The sequence below is a fragment of the Micromonospora sp. BRA006-A genome, assembly GCF_033433935.1.
Taxonomy (GTDB): Bacteria; Actinomycetota; Actinomycetes; order Mycobacteriales; family Micromonosporaceae; genus Micromonospora; species Micromonospora aurantiaca.
Genome location: NZ_JANCLW010000001.1, coordinates 2,048,701 through 2,062,732 on the forward strand (window position 1 = coordinate 2,048,701; position 14,032 = coordinate 2,062,732).

General features: G+C 74.1%; 13 protein-coding genes and 5 tRNA genes. 12 read left to right on the forward strand and 6 right to left on the reverse strand.

Features of this window, described 5'->3' with window-relative positions; all coding sequences use genetic code 11:
• Nucleotides 1-110 precede the first annotated feature (110 nt).
• Together NMK34_RS09810 and bioD are read left to right on the forward strand one after the other, a co-directional pair.
• Nucleotides 111-1,247 carry an 8-amino-7-oxononanoate synthase gene (locus NMK34_RS09810; protein ID WP_318333110.1) on the forward strand — a complete coding sequence of 379 codons (1,137 nt, stop codon included), beginning with the start codon at nucleotides 111-113 and terminating at the stop codon, nucleotides 1,245-1,247.
• Complete coding sequence (gene bioD, locus NMK34_RS09815) at nucleotides 1,244-1,972, forward strand: dethiobiotin synthase (protein ID WP_318333111.1); 729 nt, start codon at nucleotides 1,244-1,246, stop codon at nucleotides 1,970-1,972. The genes NMK34_RS09810 and bioD overlap by 4 nt, the downstream gene beginning before the upstream one ends.
• A 61-nt stretch (nucleotides 1,973-2,033) precedes the next feature.
• Here bioD and NMK34_RS09820 read toward each other — a convergent pair whose 3' ends face one another.
• Nucleotides 2,034-3,197 (reverse strand): cytochrome P450, encoded by a 1,164-nt coding sequence (locus tag NMK34_RS09820; RefSeq protein WP_318333112.1) that lies wholly within the window; start codon nucleotides 3,195-3,197, stop codon nucleotides 2,034-2,036.
• 9 nt (nucleotides 3,198-3,206) lie between these two features.
• Nucleotides 3,207-3,875, reverse strand: a complete 669-nt coding sequence (locus NMK34_RS09825; protein WP_318333113.1) for a class I SAM-dependent methyltransferase — start codon at nucleotides 3,873-3,875, stop codon at nucleotides 3,207-3,209.
• A 189-nt stretch (nucleotides 3,876-4,064) separates the two neighbouring features.
• Here NMK34_RS09825 and NMK34_RS09830 point away from each other — a divergent pair, with 189 nt between their 5' ends.
• Nucleotides 4,065-4,904, forward strand: a complete 840-nt coding sequence (locus NMK34_RS09830) for a hypothetical protein (RefSeq protein ID WP_318333114.1) — start codon at nucleotides 4,065-4,067, stop codon at nucleotides 4,902-4,904.
• A gap of 17 nt (nucleotides 4,905-4,921) precedes the next feature.
• Here NMK34_RS09830 and NMK34_RS09835 read toward each other — a convergent pair whose 3' ends face one another.
• Nucleotides 4,922-5,524 carry a TetR/AcrR family transcriptional regulator gene (locus NMK34_RS09835; RefSeq protein ID WP_194803241.1) on the reverse strand — a complete coding sequence of 201 codons (603 nt, stop codon included), beginning with the start codon at nucleotides 5,522-5,524 and terminating at the stop codon, nucleotides 4,922-4,924.
• 274 nt (nucleotides 5,525-5,798) lie between these two features.
• Here NMK34_RS09835 and NMK34_RS09840 point away from each other — a divergent pair.
• The 4 genes from NMK34_RS09840 (at nucleotide 5,799) to NMK34_RS09855 (ending at nucleotide 6,995) form a co-directional block, all read left to right on the forward strand.
• Nucleotides 5,799-5,871: transfer RNA gene (locus NMK34_RS09840), tRNA-Gly, on the forward strand.
• 34 nt (nucleotides 5,872-5,905) lie between these two features.
• Nucleotides 5,906-5,976 (forward strand) — tRNA-Cys (locus NMK34_RS09845).
• Between the two features lie 12 nt (nucleotides 5,977-5,988).
• Nucleotides 5,989-6,063: transfer RNA gene (locus NMK34_RS09850), tRNA-Val, on the forward strand.
• A gap of 113 nt (nucleotides 6,064-6,176) precedes the next feature.
• On the forward strand, nucleotides 6,177-6,995 hold the full coding sequence (locus tag NMK34_RS09855; protein WP_318333115.1) for an isocitrate lyase/phosphoenolpyruvate mutase family protein: 819 nt from the start codon (nucleotides 6,177-6,179) through the stop codon (nucleotides 6,993-6,995).
• A 110-nt stretch (nucleotides 6,996-7,105) separates the two neighbouring features.
• Here NMK34_RS09855 and NMK34_RS09860 read toward each other — a convergent pair whose 3' ends face one another.
• On the reverse strand, nucleotides 7,106-7,351 hold the full coding sequence (locus tag NMK34_RS09860; RefSeq protein ID WP_013284878.1) for a DUF6458 family protein: 246 nt from the start codon (nucleotides 7,349-7,351) through the stop codon (nucleotides 7,106-7,108).
• A 159-nt stretch (nucleotides 7,352-7,510) separates the two neighbouring features.
• On the opposite strand from NMK34_RS09860, the gene NMK34_RS09865 reads away from it, so the two are divergent.
• From NMK34_RS09865 to NMK34_RS09875, 3 genes are all read left to right on the forward strand, one after another.
• Nucleotides 7,511-7,583: transfer RNA gene (locus tag NMK34_RS09865), tRNA-Gly, on the forward strand.
• A gap of 11 nt (nucleotides 7,584-7,594) precedes the next feature.
• Nucleotides 7,595-7,666 (forward strand) — tRNA-Val (locus tag NMK34_RS09870).
• A 167-nt stretch (nucleotides 7,667-7,833) separates the two neighbouring features.
• Nucleotides 7,834-9,483 carry a PKD domain-containing protein gene (locus NMK34_RS09875; protein WP_318333116.1) on the forward strand — a complete coding sequence of 550 codons (1,650 nt, stop codon included), beginning with the start codon at nucleotides 7,834-7,836 and terminating at the stop codon, nucleotides 9,481-9,483.
• Between the two features lie 78 nt (nucleotides 9,484-9,561).
• Here NMK34_RS09875 and NMK34_RS09880 read toward each other — a convergent pair whose 3' ends face one another.
• Nucleotides 9,562-10,137 (reverse strand): hypothetical protein, encoded by a 576-nt coding sequence (locus tag NMK34_RS09880; protein ID WP_318333117.1) that lies wholly within the window; start codon nucleotides 10,135-10,137, stop codon nucleotides 9,562-9,564.
• Nucleotides 10,138-11,119: 982 nt separating this feature from the next.
• On the opposite strand from NMK34_RS09880, the gene NMK34_RS09885 reads away from it, so the two are divergent.
• Nucleotides 11,120-12,121 (forward strand): NAD-dependent epimerase/dehydratase family protein, encoded by a 1,002-nt coding sequence (locus NMK34_RS09885; RefSeq protein ID WP_318333118.1) that lies wholly within the window; start codon nucleotides 11,120-11,122, stop codon nucleotides 12,119-12,121.
• A 109-nt stretch (nucleotides 12,122-12,230) separates the two neighbouring features.
• On the opposite strand, the gene NMK34_RS09890 is transcribed toward NMK34_RS09885, so the two are convergent.
• Nucleotides 12,231-13,205 (reverse strand): Acg family FMN-binding oxidoreductase, encoded by a 975-nt coding sequence (locus tag NMK34_RS09890; protein WP_194802571.1) that lies wholly within the window; start codon nucleotides 13,203-13,205, stop codon nucleotides 12,231-12,233.
• Nucleotides 13,206-13,392: 187 nt separating this feature from the next.
• On the opposite strand from NMK34_RS09890, the gene NMK34_RS09895 reads away from it, so the two are divergent.
• Nucleotides 13,393-14,031: a response regulator gene (locus NMK34_RS09895; RefSeq protein ID WP_013284884.1), complete on the forward strand. Its 639-nt coding sequence runs from the start codon at nucleotides 13,393-13,395 to the stop codon at nucleotides 14,029-14,031.
• The last annotated feature ends 1 nt before the right edge of the window (nucleotide 14,032 follow it).

A 14,032-nucleotide genomic window follows, 5' to 3' on the forward strand; every position in this document is an offset into this window, starting at 1 on the left:
CCCCCGGCGAGCCGGGACCGCGCCACGCCGGGGCCCTCGGCGCGGGTGGTAACTTCGCCCCGCGGAAGCGCCCGGCGGGGGGCGGGGAGTCGGCGGGAGGGGACGGCACGGTGGCGGACTGGCTGGCGGCCCTGGACCGCCGCGCCGAGCTGCGGGCCCGGGCGGGACTGACCCGCACGCTGCGCCCCCGCGCCGCCGACGACGCCGTGGTCGACCTGGCCGGAAACGACTACCTCGGCCTGGCCACCCACCCCGAGGTCACCGCCGCCGCAGCGCAGGCCCTGTCCGCGTACGGGCTGGGCGCCACCGGGTCACGCCTGGTGCGCGGGTCCACCGACGCCCACCACGCGCTGGAGGACGACCTGGCCGACTGGCTGGGCGTCGACCGGGCGCTGGTGTTCTCCTCCGGCTACCTGGCCAACCTCGCCGCCGTCCGGGGGCTGACCCAGCCGCGGACGCTGCTCGTCTCCGACGCCCACAACCACGCCTCGCTGATCGACGGCTGCCGGATCTCCGGCGCCGAGACGCTCGTGACGCCGCACGCCGACGTCGCGGCGGTGGCCGCGGCGCTCGCCGCCGCGCCGGGCCGCCCGGCCGTGGTGGTGACCGAGTCGGTCTTCTCCGTCGACGGCGACCTGGCCCCGCTCACGGAGCTGCACGCGGTGGCCCGCCGCCACGGCGCGCTGCTGCTCGTCGACGACGCGCACGCGCTCGGCGTCACCGGCCCGGCCGGAGCCGGCGGGGTCGCCGCCGCCGGGCTCGCCGGCGCGCCCGACGTGGTGGTCACCGCGACGCTCTCCAAGGCGCTCGGTGGGGCCGGCGGCGTGGTCGCCGGGCCGGCCGAGTTCGTCCGCCACCTGGTGGAGACCGGCCGCACGTTCATCTTCGACACCGCGCCGCCGCCCGCCGTGGTGGCCGGGGTCCGCGCCGCGGTGCGCCTGGCCCGCGACGGCGGCGCGCTGCGTGCCGAGCTGGCCGACCGGGTCGCCGTGGCGGTGCGCCGGCTCGGCGCGGCCGGGCTGTCCGTGTCCGCCCCGGACGGCGCCGTGATCTCGGTGACCGCGCCCGGCCCGCAGGAGGCGACCGCCTGGGCCGCCGCCTGCCGGGACCGCGGTGTGGCGGTCGGCTGCTTCCGTCCCCCGTCCACGCCGGACAGCCGCTCCCGGCTGCGGCTCACCGTCAGCGCCGGGGTGGACCGGGCCGGCTTCGACCACGCCCTGGACGTGATCGTGGAGTGTGCGCCATGAGCTTCGGCGACGCCTGGACCGGGCCGGTGCTGGTGACCGGCACCGACACCGAGGTCGGCAAGACAGTGGTGACCGCCGCCGTCGCCGCCGCCGCGCAGGCGGCCGGCCTGCGGGTCGCCGTGGTCAAGCCCGGCCAGACCGGTACGGCGACGGGAGAGCCCGGCGACGTCGACTCGGTGACCCGGCTGGCCGCCCCGCTGACCGGCCGGACACTGGCCAGCTACCCCGACCCGCTGGCCCCGCTGGCCGCGGCCCGGGTGGCGGAGCTGCCGCCGCTGGAGCTGTACAACGCGGTCGACGCGATCCGCGAGGAGGCGGACAAGCACGACCTGGTGCTCGTCGAGGGCGCGGGCGGGCTGCTCGTACCGATGGGGCTGCGCCCGTCCGGCGAGCCGTGGACGGTGGCCGACCTGGCGGTGTCGCTCGGCGCACCGGCGGTGGTGGTGGCGCGGGCCGGGCTCGGCACGCTCAACCACACCGCGCTGACGCTGGAGGCGCTGGAGCGGCGGGCCGTCCCGGCCGGCGTGGTGATCGGCGCCTGGCCGACCGATCCGGAACTGGTGCACTGGCTCAACCTGTCCGAGCTGCTGCCGAACCTGCTCGGCGCGGTGCCGGCCGGCGCGGGCGGCATGGACCCCGGTGTGTTCCGCCGGTCCGCGCCCGGCTGGCTCACCCCCGCCCTGTACGGCGTGCTGGACGACTGGCGGGCCTGGGCCGAGGAGTAAGGAAGGGCCCCTTCTTAACGCCTCCGGTAGAGGAAGGGCCCCCTATTAACGCACGCGGGGCTCAGGCGCGGCGGACCACGAACGCGTCGGGCATCCGGAAGGTGAGGTTGTCCGGGCACCACGGCGGACGGACCACCGTCACCCCGTCGAGCAGCGCGGCTGCCTCCGCGACCACCACTGCGGCCTCCATGCGGGCCAGCTGCGCGCCGACGCAGCGGTGCGGCCCGGCGCCGAACGCCAGGTGCCGCCGCGAGCCGGGTTGCCCGGGGCGGAACTCGCCCGGAGCCTCGACCACCGCCGGGTCGCGGCCGGCGCGGGACAGCCAGGCCACGATGCTGGTGCCCGCCGGTACGGGCACCTCGCCGAGCGCGGTGTCGACGGCCGCCACCCGCCGCCACGTGACGATCGGCGGCTCCAGCCGCAGCCCCTCCTCGACCACGTCGTCCACCGCCACCGTGCCGGCGCGCAGCCCGGCCCGTACCGCCGGCTCGCCGGACAGCCGGTGCAGCAACAGGGTGAGGAACTGCGAGGTGGTCTCCTGGCCGGCGACCAGCAGGAAGAACAGCGCCCCGACGACCACGTCGGGGGAGTGCCCGGCCTCGCGCAGCCGCGCGGCGAGCCCGCCCCCGGTGGCGGCGAACTCCCGCAGCACGGTGTGGAACCGGCCCACCTCGGCGGCGAGCGCGAGCTGCCGGGAGGAGTCCAGCGGTGCCCAGAACAGCTCCAGCGCGGCCCGGGCGAAGTCCTTGACCGCGCCGACCGGCGCGTCCGGCAGCTCGACCAGCCGGGCCAGCACCAGCAGCGGCAGGTCGGCGGCGAGGCCCGCGTACAGGTCGACCGGGCGGCCCGCGTCCAGCGCCGCCGCCAGCCCCGCCACCCGCTCCCGGACCAGCCCGGTCAGCCACCGGCGCTGGGCGTCCACCCGGTGCGGGTGCAGCGCGTCGGCGACGATGCCGCGGATCTCCGGGTGGCTCGCGCCGCCGTTGTTCGCCAGCGTCGGCGGCAGCCGGAACCGGTGCCCGGCGAGCACCCGCAGCGCGGCCACCGGGATCGGGGTGACGGCGTCGAGCGCGTTGTCCGGCCGGAACGTCACCGGGTCGGTGAGCACCTTGCGGACGAGCGCGTGCCGGGTCACCACCAGGTGCGGCACGCCGACGTGGTCGACCACGGTGGCCGCGTCGGGCCACTGCCTGTCGACGGACTCCCCCCAGCCCCGGAACAGCACGCGGTAACGCTAGCGGCGGGCACCGGGCGGGCTCGGGTCCAGCTCCCAGACGGTGGTGTGCTTCACCCGTACGCTCTCCAGCGCCTCGGACACCGGCACGTCGTACGCGGCCAGCTCGTGGAAGCGCTCGCGGGGGAGGAACGCCCGCCCCGGGTCGCCCACCAGCACCCGGGCGCCGGAACGGGCGGCCCGGAGCAGGAAGCGCAGCATCCGGCGGGCCATCGCCTCGCTGTAGAAGACGTCCCCGGCCAGCACCATTTCCGCGTCGCCCGCGTCGGAGTCGAGGATGTCGCCGAGTTCGGCGTCGACGCGTACCCCGTTGGCCTCGGCGTTGAGCGCGACGGCGGCCACGGCCCGCTCGTCCACCTCGACCGCCCGGACGGCGGCGGCGCCGGCGCGGGCGGCGGCGACGGCGACCAGGCCGGAGCCGGAGGCCAGGTCGAGCACCCGGCGGCCGGCGACCACGTCGGGGTGGTCGGTGACGTAGCGGGCCAGGCCCTGCCCGCCGGCCCAGGCGAACGCCCAGAACGGCGGCGGCTGGGAGCTGCGGAACTCGCCCTCGGTCAGCTCCCACAGGCCGATCGGCTCGTCGGCCTGGTGCAGCCGCACCTCGGGTACGAACGCCACGGGGGCGAGGTGGGCGTGCAGCCGGACGAACGCGGCGGACAGTTCGGACACCGGAGAATTGTGTCCCACCGCCCGGCCGGGCCCGATCCCGGGCGTGTCGCGGCGACACCGTGACCGGTTCACCACGCTCGGTGAAACAGCCCTCTTCTCTTGGCGTTGGATGCGAACACGCCCGTCTACCGGCGTGCCCGGCGTGCTCCTAGCGTTGCCTGTGGACACGACCGAGGGTGAGGAGGCGTGGTGAGCGGCTGGCGGCACGCGCTGCGGATCGGACTGGTACTGACCTTCGTGGCCGGGACCGGGTACGGCGGTGCCCTGCCGGCGCGGGCGGCGGCGGCCTTCTCCACCGAGTTGAGCGGCCTGCCGGACGAGTTCACCGCCGGGAACCGGGTGGAGACGTTGTCCGCCGTGGTGTCCCGCTCCGACGGGGGCGGCTGTGTCAAGGTGCGCTGGTCGATGCTGGTGCGGGTGCAGGGCCTGCGGCTGGACCAGCTCAAGGTGGACCGGGTGGAGGACAGCGGATCGTTCCCGCTGGAGATCCGCACCGAGGGAGACACCGCCCGGCTCACCGACCGGCAGCTGGACCCGGGTGTGCTCTGTCCCGGCCGTACCGTGACCGCCCGCTACCGGGTGGCGTTCGCCGAGGACGTCGGGCGTGGCCGGGTGAGTTTCGCCGCCGAGGCGTACGACCCGCAATTGCGGCTGCTGGCCCGGCGGACCGCCTCCCGTGAGGTGGTGGGGGAGGAGGCGGCCGAGCCGACGCCGTCACCCACCAGCGCGGAGCCCACCGAGACGCCTATCGACGAGCCGTCCACCGAGGCGCCCGACGAGGAGCCCACCGACGAGCCGACCGACGCCGCGGTGGTGGAACCGCCGGCGCCCGGTGGCGTGGCCGGGCGGCCGGTGGCGGACAGCGGCGGATTCGGCCTGGTGCAGGCCGCGTTCCTGCTCGGCGGGCTGCTGCTGTTCCTCGGCGCCGGACTGCTGCTGCGGATGCGCCGCCTGCTGCGCCCGTCCGCGCAGGCCGAACCGGAGACGCTCCCGCCCCCCTTCGAACGCCCCCGCCCCCGCTGGCACTGACCCGCCGGCGGGTGGGGTCAGTCGAGCTGGCTGGGTTCCAGGCCCAGCTCCCGGGCTGCCACCAGGCGGATCCACTCGGCGATCTGCCGGCGGGTGATCACCCGCTCGTGCACCGCGAGCTGGACCGCCAGCCCGTCCATCACCGCGCTGATCCGCCAGGCCGCCCCGGCCGGGTCGGGGCAGTCGAACGTGCCCTCGGTGACCCCGGCGCTGATCACCGCGGCCAGGTCCTGCCGCCACCGCAGGTCGAGGCGGCGGGAGAGTTTCTCCAGCTCCGGCGTACGCAGCGACTCCGCCCAGCCGTCGATCCACATCGACCAGGAGGTGGCCCGGCCGGTCGGCGCGTAGAGGCGCAGCATCCGGCGCAGCTTCGCCAGCGGCGGGGCGGAGGAGCGCAGTACCGCGTCGAGGCGGGCCAGGTCCTGCTCGACCGCGTACGCGAAGGCCTGCGCGAGCAGCCGGTCCTTCGTCGCGAAGTGGTAGAAGACGAGCGCCTGGCTGACCCCTGCGGCCTCGGCCACGTCCGCGGTGCGGGTGTTGGCGAGCCCTCGTTCCGCGATCACCTCGCAGGCCGTACGCAGCAGCGCGTCCAGGCGGATCTCGGCGGCTCGTCTCGTCACGGCGTTACGGTAACCCATCCGAATGACCACAGGGAGTTACCGAAGCGGCCGGTCGGCGGTGGGACAGTCGGATGCCGGACACTCGACTCGCCGGGCGGATTCCGCAGGTCGCGGGCCTGCCCGCCGACCTTCGACGGCAACCACCCAGGCTCCTAGGACGCCTGCGGCACGAGTCGCCGGCAACATCCGGACGCGCCGGAAGGGGCCCCGATTTGGCAACCGTTCCCGGGCTCGGCTAAAGTTCTCATCCGTCACCGGATAACACCGGGGGCGTGCGGACGTAGCGCAGCTGGTAGCGCATCACCTTGCCAAGGTGAGGGTCGCGGGTTCGAATCCCGTCGTCCGCTCGGAGATGCCGCCACGCAGTTCGGGGGCAACCTCGGTGGAGTGGCCGAGAGGCGAGGCAACGGCCTGCAAAGCCGTGTACACGGGTTCAAATCCCGTCTCCACCTCGCAGTAGACGAGGGCGATTGGCGCAGTGGGAGCGCGCTTCCTTGACACGGAAGAGGTCACTGGTTCAAACCCAGTATCGCCCACCAGCGGAAAGGCCGTGCCGATCTCATCGGCACGGCCTTTCTCGTCGCCGTCGATCAGTCCAGTACCGCGCCGCTGGCCATTGCCGCGCCCGGATCGCCCCACCCAGACTGGCTCGGTGGACGATCAGCAGACCCGAGCCCAGCGGTTCCGCGCCCTGCACCAGCCCGGCGACCCACTGATCCTCGTCAACGCCTGGGACGCGCTGAGCGCCCGGATCGTCGCCGCCGCCGGCGCCCGCGCGGTGGCCACCACGAGCGCCGCTGTCGCGTGGAGCCGCGGCGCCCCGGACGGCGACGTGCTCGCCCGGGACACCGCCGTCGACGTGATCCGCCGGGTGGCGGACGCGGTCCGCGTACCGGTCACCGCCGACATCGAATCCGGGTACGGCGACAGTCCCGCCGAGGTCGCCGAGACGATCACCGCGGTGCTCGCCGCCGGGGCCGTCGGCGTCAACGTCGAGGACTCCCGGCACGACGGCGGGGGACCGCTGCGCCCTGCCGACGAGCAGGTCGCCCGGCTCGCCGCCGTCCGGGCCGCCGCCGACCGCGCCGGCATCCCGCTGTACGTCAACGCGCGGGTGGACACCTATCTGCGCCGGGCCGGCGGCGTACCCGAGACTGTCGCGCGCGCCGAGGCGTACCTGGCGGCCGGCGCGGACGGGATCTTCGTACCCGGAACCGTGGAGCCGGAGACGGTGGCCGCGCTGGCGGCGGCGATCCCGGCGCCGCTGAACGTCCTGGCCGGGCCGGGCGCGCCGCCGATCGCCGAGCTGGGGCGGCTCGGCGTGGCCCGGGTGAGCATCGGCCCGGCGGTGGCCGAGGCCGCGTACGCGGTGGCCCAGCGGGCGGCCGCGGAGGTGCTGGGCGCCGGGACGTACGGCGCGCTCGCCGGTGGGCTCGACTTCGACGCGCTGAACGAGTTGATGCGGGGCTGACCCGGCGGCGCGGCATCGACGGCGAGCGGCCGGAGCAGAGCGGGCCGGCCGGATCGGGTGATCCGGCCGGCCCGATCCGGGACCGATCAGCTCCGTCGGCCCCGGTGCTGTCACATCGGCGGGGCGACGTCCCGGCGCTCCTCGACGCGGCGGTACTCCACCGGCTGCTCGGCGGTGGTCGTGACCACCTGGCGACGGCGACCCCACACCAGCGTGGTCATGATGAGGCCGAGGACGCCGGCCGCCATCAGGATCCAGCCGACGACGTCGAGGTCGACCCCGCCGACGCTGGCGTTGAGCGCGAACGTGAGGATCGCGCCGACCGCGATCAGGAAAATGCTCGTACCGATACCCACGACAGCCTCCTTCGGGGGGATGGTTGTGCTGTCACCGGCGTCAGTACCCCGGCGGCGAGCAGCGCAACCACCGGGCCACCCGGCGCGGCGGGGGTCTGCCGCACGGCGATCTTGGCATCGGGTAGAGTTCACTCCGTCGCCGGCGCGAACCGGCGGCGCGCGGACGTAGCGCAGCTGGTAGCGCATCACCTTGCCAAGGTGAGGGTCGCGGGTTCGAATCCCGTCGTCCGCTCGCGATCACCCGGGCGATTGGCGCAGTGGGAGCGCGCTTCCTTGACACGGAAGAGGTCACTGGTTCAAACCCAGTATCGCCCACCGAGAGTCACCCTCCCCGCCCGCCGGCGCCGCCGGTCGATCGGCGGACGTATCCCCTCGGACGGTTCGTACCGGCCACATCGGTCACCCGGCTCCACCGTGCGGGTTATTCAGCCGCTGCCACCACGCGTGTCACTGTGATGCCCGATACGCAGGGAGGCGGTCACATGGCAACGATCGAGCGGGGACGGTGGCGGCGGACGGCCGCACGATTAGGGGTGGCGACTGTCGTCGCGGCCGCCGGGGTGACGGTCTCGGCCGCGCCCGCGCAGGCCACCGCGACGCGGACGGTGGCGTTCTACAGCATGGACGAACCGGCGTCGTCGTCGACGGTGCTGACCGACTACAGCGGCAACGGCCGCCACGGCACGATCGGCGGTGAGGTGGTCACCGGCGCGCTCTACGCCGGGGCGACCGGCCACCGCTTCGCCACCCACCTGCCCACCGACAAGGAGTACGTCCCGGGCCACGTCGACCTGGTGCCGCACACCACCGACTTCAACCCGGACGCCGGGGACTTCTCGCTGACCATCCGCTACCGGACCACGTACTCCTTCGGGAACATCCTCCAGAAGGGACAGGGCAACACGGCCGGCGGCTACTGGAAGTTCGAGGCGCCGAACGGCAAGCCGAAGTGCCTGTTCCGGGGCGCGGACGGCGCCTCCCGTACCGGCTACACGGACGTGCCGATCTCCGACGGCCAGTGGCACACGGTCACCTGCAACCGCACCTCCGCGTATGTGGAGATGTACGTCGACGGCGTGCGGACCAGCCGCCTCAACGGGCCGACCGGCACCATCGCCAACACCTGGCCGCTGTCCGTCGGCGGCAAGAGCCAGTGCGACGGTACGAAGGTCACCTGCGACTACTTCGCCGGCGACATCGACTACGTGAAGATCCTGAAAGGCTCGGGCGGCCCGGCCAACCAGGCGCCGGTAGCGGCGCTGACGCCCACGTGCTCCGGGCTGGTGTGCACGTTCTCCGGTGCGGGCTCCACCGACGCCGACGGCGCGATCCAGAATCACAACTGGGCGTTCGGCGACGGTGACACCACCGGCACGGCCTCCGTGCCGACCACGTCCCACACGTACGCGGCGGCCGGCACCTACCCGGTCACGCTCACCGTCACCGACGACCGGGGCGCCACCGGCACCGCGACAGTCGACGTGACTGTCGCGCCCGTACCGGAGCGGATCTCGTTCGTCGGCCAGGCCGCCGCGAACGCCAACTGGACCAGCCACACGGTCACCGTCCCGGCGGGCGTGCAGGCCGGTGACACGCTGCTGCTCGTGCTCAGCCAGAACACGCACACCGGCACCGGCGAGCCGACCGGGGTGACCGGCTGGACCCGGCTCGACCGCCTCGACGGTGGCTTCGCCACCACCACCGCCTGGTGGAAGACCGCGAGCGCCGATGATGCCGGCACTGCGGTCCGGGTGACACTGGACAGCCAGGCCAAGGGCAACCTGGTGCTGGCCGCGTACCGGGGCGTCGCACCGGGCGGGCCCGTCTTCGCCAGGGCCACCGATCCGGCGAGCACCGCCACCCGGATCACCCCGTACGCGCCGGTGACAGCAGCGCAGAGCTGGGCCGTGTCGTACTGGCTGCACGGCGACAGCACCTCCACCGCGCTCACCCCGCCGTCCGGCGTGGCGGTGCGCAGCAACTCCTCGCAGACCGGCGGCGGCCGGGTGACCGGCCTGTTCGCCGACTCGGCGAGCAGCGTGCCGACCGGCAGCTACGGCGGGCTCACCGCCACGGGCGCCGCGGCCAGCACGACCACCACCACGTGGACGTTCGTGCTGCCCCCGGCCTGACCCATCGGGTACGCGACAAGGCCGGCACCCCGTTGGTTCGGGGTGCCGGCCTTCAGCTTGTGTCTGTTACTTGTTGTCTCAGCTGTTCCAGTGCTGGGCGACGAGGTCGGCGGCCTGCTGCTCCCACTGGGCGTAGTGGTCCGGGTAGGCCGACACCTGGACGGTCTGGGCGGCCTTGGTCAGCGGCATGTCCTGCCAACCGTCGACCTGCTTCAGACCCTTCAGGAACGCCGTCGTCGAGTACTCAGGGTCGGTGATCTGCTCCACCGTGCCCCAGCCGGAGGACGGGCGCTGCTGGAACAGGCCCTGCGAGTCGTGGTCGTTGCGGTCGCCGAGGTGGCCGAGGTTCTCCAGCTTCGACTCCTGCAACGCCGTGGCGATGGAGACGACCGCGGCACGCTCGTCCATACCGGCCTTCTTCGTCGCCGCGATGATCGCCTTCACGTTCTTGGTCTGTTCGTCGTTCAGGTCGATGCGGGACTGCTCACCCTGCACGCCGTGCGGGATCAGCTTGTCACCCTGCACGGTGGCCGTGACCGGCTTGGTGTGGGCGGTGGTGTCCGCCGCGTGGGCGGCCACCGGACCGGCGAACACGCCACCGGTGAAAGCCAGACCAGCAATACCCAGGATGCTCTTCCGCAGAATCGTGTTCATCACAAGTGCTCCATTCGGGGGTCGACGCGCCCCACCGGGGGGATGGGGATGCGTGGGCACCGTCAGGCGCTCAAAAAGACTTCGGGGGGATCCGGCAGCTCGCGGGGCAGGACCTCTGCGCGGCGCCGGAAGCATGTCCAACGACCCGCCACCCGGCATCATTCCCGGGCCCGGTTCACGCCGTCGGAACCATGTTCAACGACCAGCCGCCCGGGTCTGTTCCTGCAGGCCGTGCGGCCCTTCGGGGGCGGGCCGGTGCTCGGTCGTTCACCCGGTTACAACGCCACCCACCCGCCGACGATTCCACCGCCAGAGTGCCGCCCACCACCCCCGAACCAGACACCCCACCCACGTCGGCACGGATGGCACACACGCGCCCGCCCTCGGCGCAGTCGATCATGAACTTGGCGGCGACAAACCGGACACGAAATGCCGTCAAGTTCATGATCGACCAGGCCGGTCGGGTCGACGTGGCCAGCGAGGTCGACGTCGCTGGGCGGGTCGAGGTGGGCTGGGCGGGCTCGAGGTGGGCTGGGCGACGCCGACTCCGGGAGGAGCGAGGCACCCATGAGGCCGCGCCGCCCTACGCGATCTTGCAGTTGAGCCCTTCGTGCATCCCATTCGCGAGGTTTGCGGGGTGCCAAAGTGCAAGATCGCGGGCGGCCCGGGGCGGCCTGGGTGGTTTTGGGGCGGCTGTTGATCGGAGCTGACGAGAGTCGGCCGCGCCTTCGGGGTTAACTCGTCGATCTTGGAGTTGTGGCACCTCGCGAACTGCGTCAACCGGGCATCCGAGGCGCCACAACTCAAAGATCGACGGTGAGGGGCGACGGCGGGGCGGGCGGGTCGGGGTGGGGCAAGTCCGGCGCGGACGAGCGGCGGGGGGCGCGGCTCGGTTACGGGAGATCCGGGTTCTGCCGTTGGCAGATCCGCTGACCGTGAAACGGGGCAGCCGTACCCGACGCGCGGCGGCACGCTGGGACGCATGCGACTCCTCATGCTTGGTGGTACGGGCTTTGTCGGTGGTGCGGTCGTGGCCGAGGCGGTACGCCGCGACTGGCAGGTGACAGTGTTCAACCGGGGTGTGCACGGGCGGGTGCCGGACGGCGTACACCGGTTGCGGGGTGACCGGACCGCGCCGGACGGGCTGGCCGCGCTCACCGGCGGCGAGTGGGATCTGGTGGTGGACACGTGGGACGGCGCGCCCCGAGCGGTACGGGACGCGGCGTCGGCGCTCGCCGACGCGGTGCCGCACTACGTCTACGTGTCCAGCGGATCGGTGTACGCGCCACCCGTCGCGCCCGGCAGCGGCGAGGAGGCGCCCACAGTGGCCGCCGACGCGGATGCGGGGGACGGTGACTATCCGGCGAACAAGGCAGGCGGGGAACTCGCCGCGACGCGAGTGTTCGGTGACCGGGCGCTGCTGGCACGCGCCGGGCTGATCCTCGGGCCGGGGGAGGACATCGGGCGGCTGCCGTGGTGGCTGAACCGGGTCGCCCGGGGCGGGGACGTGCTGGCGCCGGGGCCGCGTGACCTGCCGATCCAGTACGTGGATGTCCGGGATCTGGCGACCTGGCTGCTGGACCGGGGCGCCGAGGGCGTCGGCGGGGCGTACAACGTGGTGAGTCGCACCGGGCACGCGACGATGGGTGACCTGCTCGACGCGGCGGTGGCGGTGACCGGGTCGGACGCGACGCTGCGGTGGACCGCGCCGGAGCCGATCCTGGCCGCGGGCGTGGAGCCGTGGAACGACCTGCCGTTGTGGATCCCGCGCGGGCACGAGTACCGGTGGTTGCAGGAGCGGGACGTGGAACGGGCGTACGCGGCGGGGCTCGTCTGCCGGCCGGTGACCGAGACGGTCGCCGACACCTGGCGGTGGCTGCGCGAGGTGGGGCGCGTGCCGGACCGGGCGGGGCGGCCGGCGCGCGCACCGGTCGGGCTGGCGCCGGAGCGGGAGGCCGCCCTGCTGGCCGCGCTCCCGGCCTGACCCGGAGCAGGCCCGCACTGCCCCAGCCGGCCCCGAACAGCCGGGCCTCGGCCCGCACGACCGGGACGGGCAGGGCCGCGCGGCCGACGTGGCCTGCGGAGGGTACGGGTCAGGCCGGCACGACCGGCAGGTCGAGCACCTCCTCGACCGAGCGGCGCGGGGTGGCGCGACCCGGCTGGCCGTACCCGATCCGCATCACCATCTGCGGGGTGCCGAACCGGCCCAGCGACATCCGCAGCGCCTCCCGTGCGGCGGGCACCTCGATCGGCTGGGACAGCATCGACACGCTCAGCCCGGCGTCCGTGGCGGTGAGCAGCACCCGCTGCAACGCCTGCCCGGCCAGGATCTGGTCGGCCGAGGTGTTGCCGGCCGAGCCGAGCACCGCGACCAGCGGCTCCGGCTCGAAGTCGCGGCCGGGGGCGCGGTTGCGTCCGCCGAAGCCGCGCTGCGGCAGCAGGTCCTGCGGTTCGCTCTGCGGCCCGCCGGCGCCGGTCGGCACGCCGTCCGGAGCCGGCTCGGAGCGGATCCACTCGGCCCGCTCGGCCACGTACGCGGGGTCGCGTTCCAGCACGCGGTGGGCGCTGCGGGCGACCTCGGCGACCGCGTTCACGGCGCTGGTGCCGATCACCAGCTCCAGCCAGCACTGCTCGGCGCGGGCCGCCTCGCCGAGCCGCCACCGGGCCTCGGCCGGCACCGGGTCCGGCCAGAACGGCGCGCGGTTGCTGAACCGGTGGCCGATCGCCCCGTACAGGCTCTGCTCGACCGGGGTGGGACGGCGCGGCACGTCCGGCACCAGCCGGGCCACGACGTCCGGGTCGGCGGGGTACGGGCGCAGCCGCACGGTGGCCGGGGTGCCCGCCACGGCGAGCGCCAGGCGCAGGTTGAACAGGGCCGCACCGGCGGCGATCCGTGCGCCCCAGCCGGTCGGGTCGGTGGCGGGCAGGCCGCGCAGCGGGTCGACGGACACCTCGATGCCGCCGTCGACGAGCCGGAACCGCCACGGCTGGGTGTTGTGCAGTGACGGGGCCCGGACCGCGTCGGCGACCGCGGCCCGCAGTTGCTCGGCGGTGTATTCGGTCGTCATGGTGCTGCTCCCTCTCGTGCGGCGCCGGCTCCCCCGGCCGGGTACACCACTACGGTGCGTCAGCGGGCGGTGCGGTGAGCAGGGCCGGAGGTCCCCACCTGGGCCCGGCCGTCGGTCCCGGCCGGCGCGCGCAGGACGGGACTTTCGACCCGTGCTACAGGTGCGGGAAAGCGGGTAGAAAGGACTGATGATCCGGGTGTTCCTGCTCGACGACCACGAGGTCGTCCGTCGTGGCCTTGCCGACCTGCTGCAGAGCAGCGGCGACATCGAGGTGGTCGGCGAGTCCGGCCTGGCCCAGGAGGCAGCGCGCCGCATTCCGGCGCTGCGCCCCGACGTGGCGATCCTCGACGCCCGGCTGCCCGACGGCAACGGCATCGACGTGTGCCGGGACGTCCGCGCCGTGGACTCCTCGATCAAGGGACTGATCCTCACCTCGTACGAGGACGACGAGGCGCTGTTCGCGGCGATCATGGCGGGCGCCGCCGGGTACGTGCTCAAGCAGATCCGCGGCACCGACCTGGTGGACGCGGTCCGCCGGGTGGCGGCCGGGCAGTCGCTGCTCGACCCGGCGATCACCACCCGTGTGCTGGAGCGCATCCGCAGCGGTGTGGAGCAGCCGCGGGAGCTGAAGTCGCTGACCGAGCAGGAGCGGCGGATCCTGGAGTACGTGGCGGAGGGGCTCACCAACCGGGAGATCGCCGGGAAGATGTTCCTGGCCGAGAAGACGGTGAAGAACTACGTCTCCAGCGTGCTGGCGAAGCTCGGCCTGGAGCGGCGTACCCAGGCGGCGGTGCTGGCCACCCGGCTGCTCGGCAAGAACACCTGAC

Excerpts from the sequence above, each read along its gene's own strand:
- NMK34_RS09880 (WP_318333117.1), bottom strand. The coding sequence starts at position 10,137 with ATGAACACGATTCTGCGGAAGAGCATCCTGGGTATTGCTGGTCTGGCT.
- NMK34_RS09890 (WP_194802571.1), bottom strand. The coding sequence starts at position 13,205 with ATGACGACCGAATACACCGCCGAGCAACTGCGGGCCGCGGTCGCCGAC.
- NMK34_RS09885 (WP_318333118.1), top strand. The coding sequence starts at position 11,120 with ATGCGACTCCTCATGCTTGGTGGTACGGGCTTTGTCGGTGGTGCGGTC.
- NMK34_RS09895 (WP_013284884.1), top strand. The coding sequence starts at position 13,393 with ATGATCCGGGTGTTCCTGCTCGACGACCACGAGGTCGTCCGTCGTGGC.
- NMK34_RS09875 (WP_318333116.1), top strand. The coding sequence starts at position 7,834 with ATGGCAACGATCGAGCGGGGACGGTGGCGGCGGACGGCCGCACGATTA.
- bioD (WP_318333111.1), top strand. The coding sequence starts at position 1,244 with ATGAGCTTCGGCGACGCCTGGACCGGGCCGGTGCTGGTGACCGGCACC.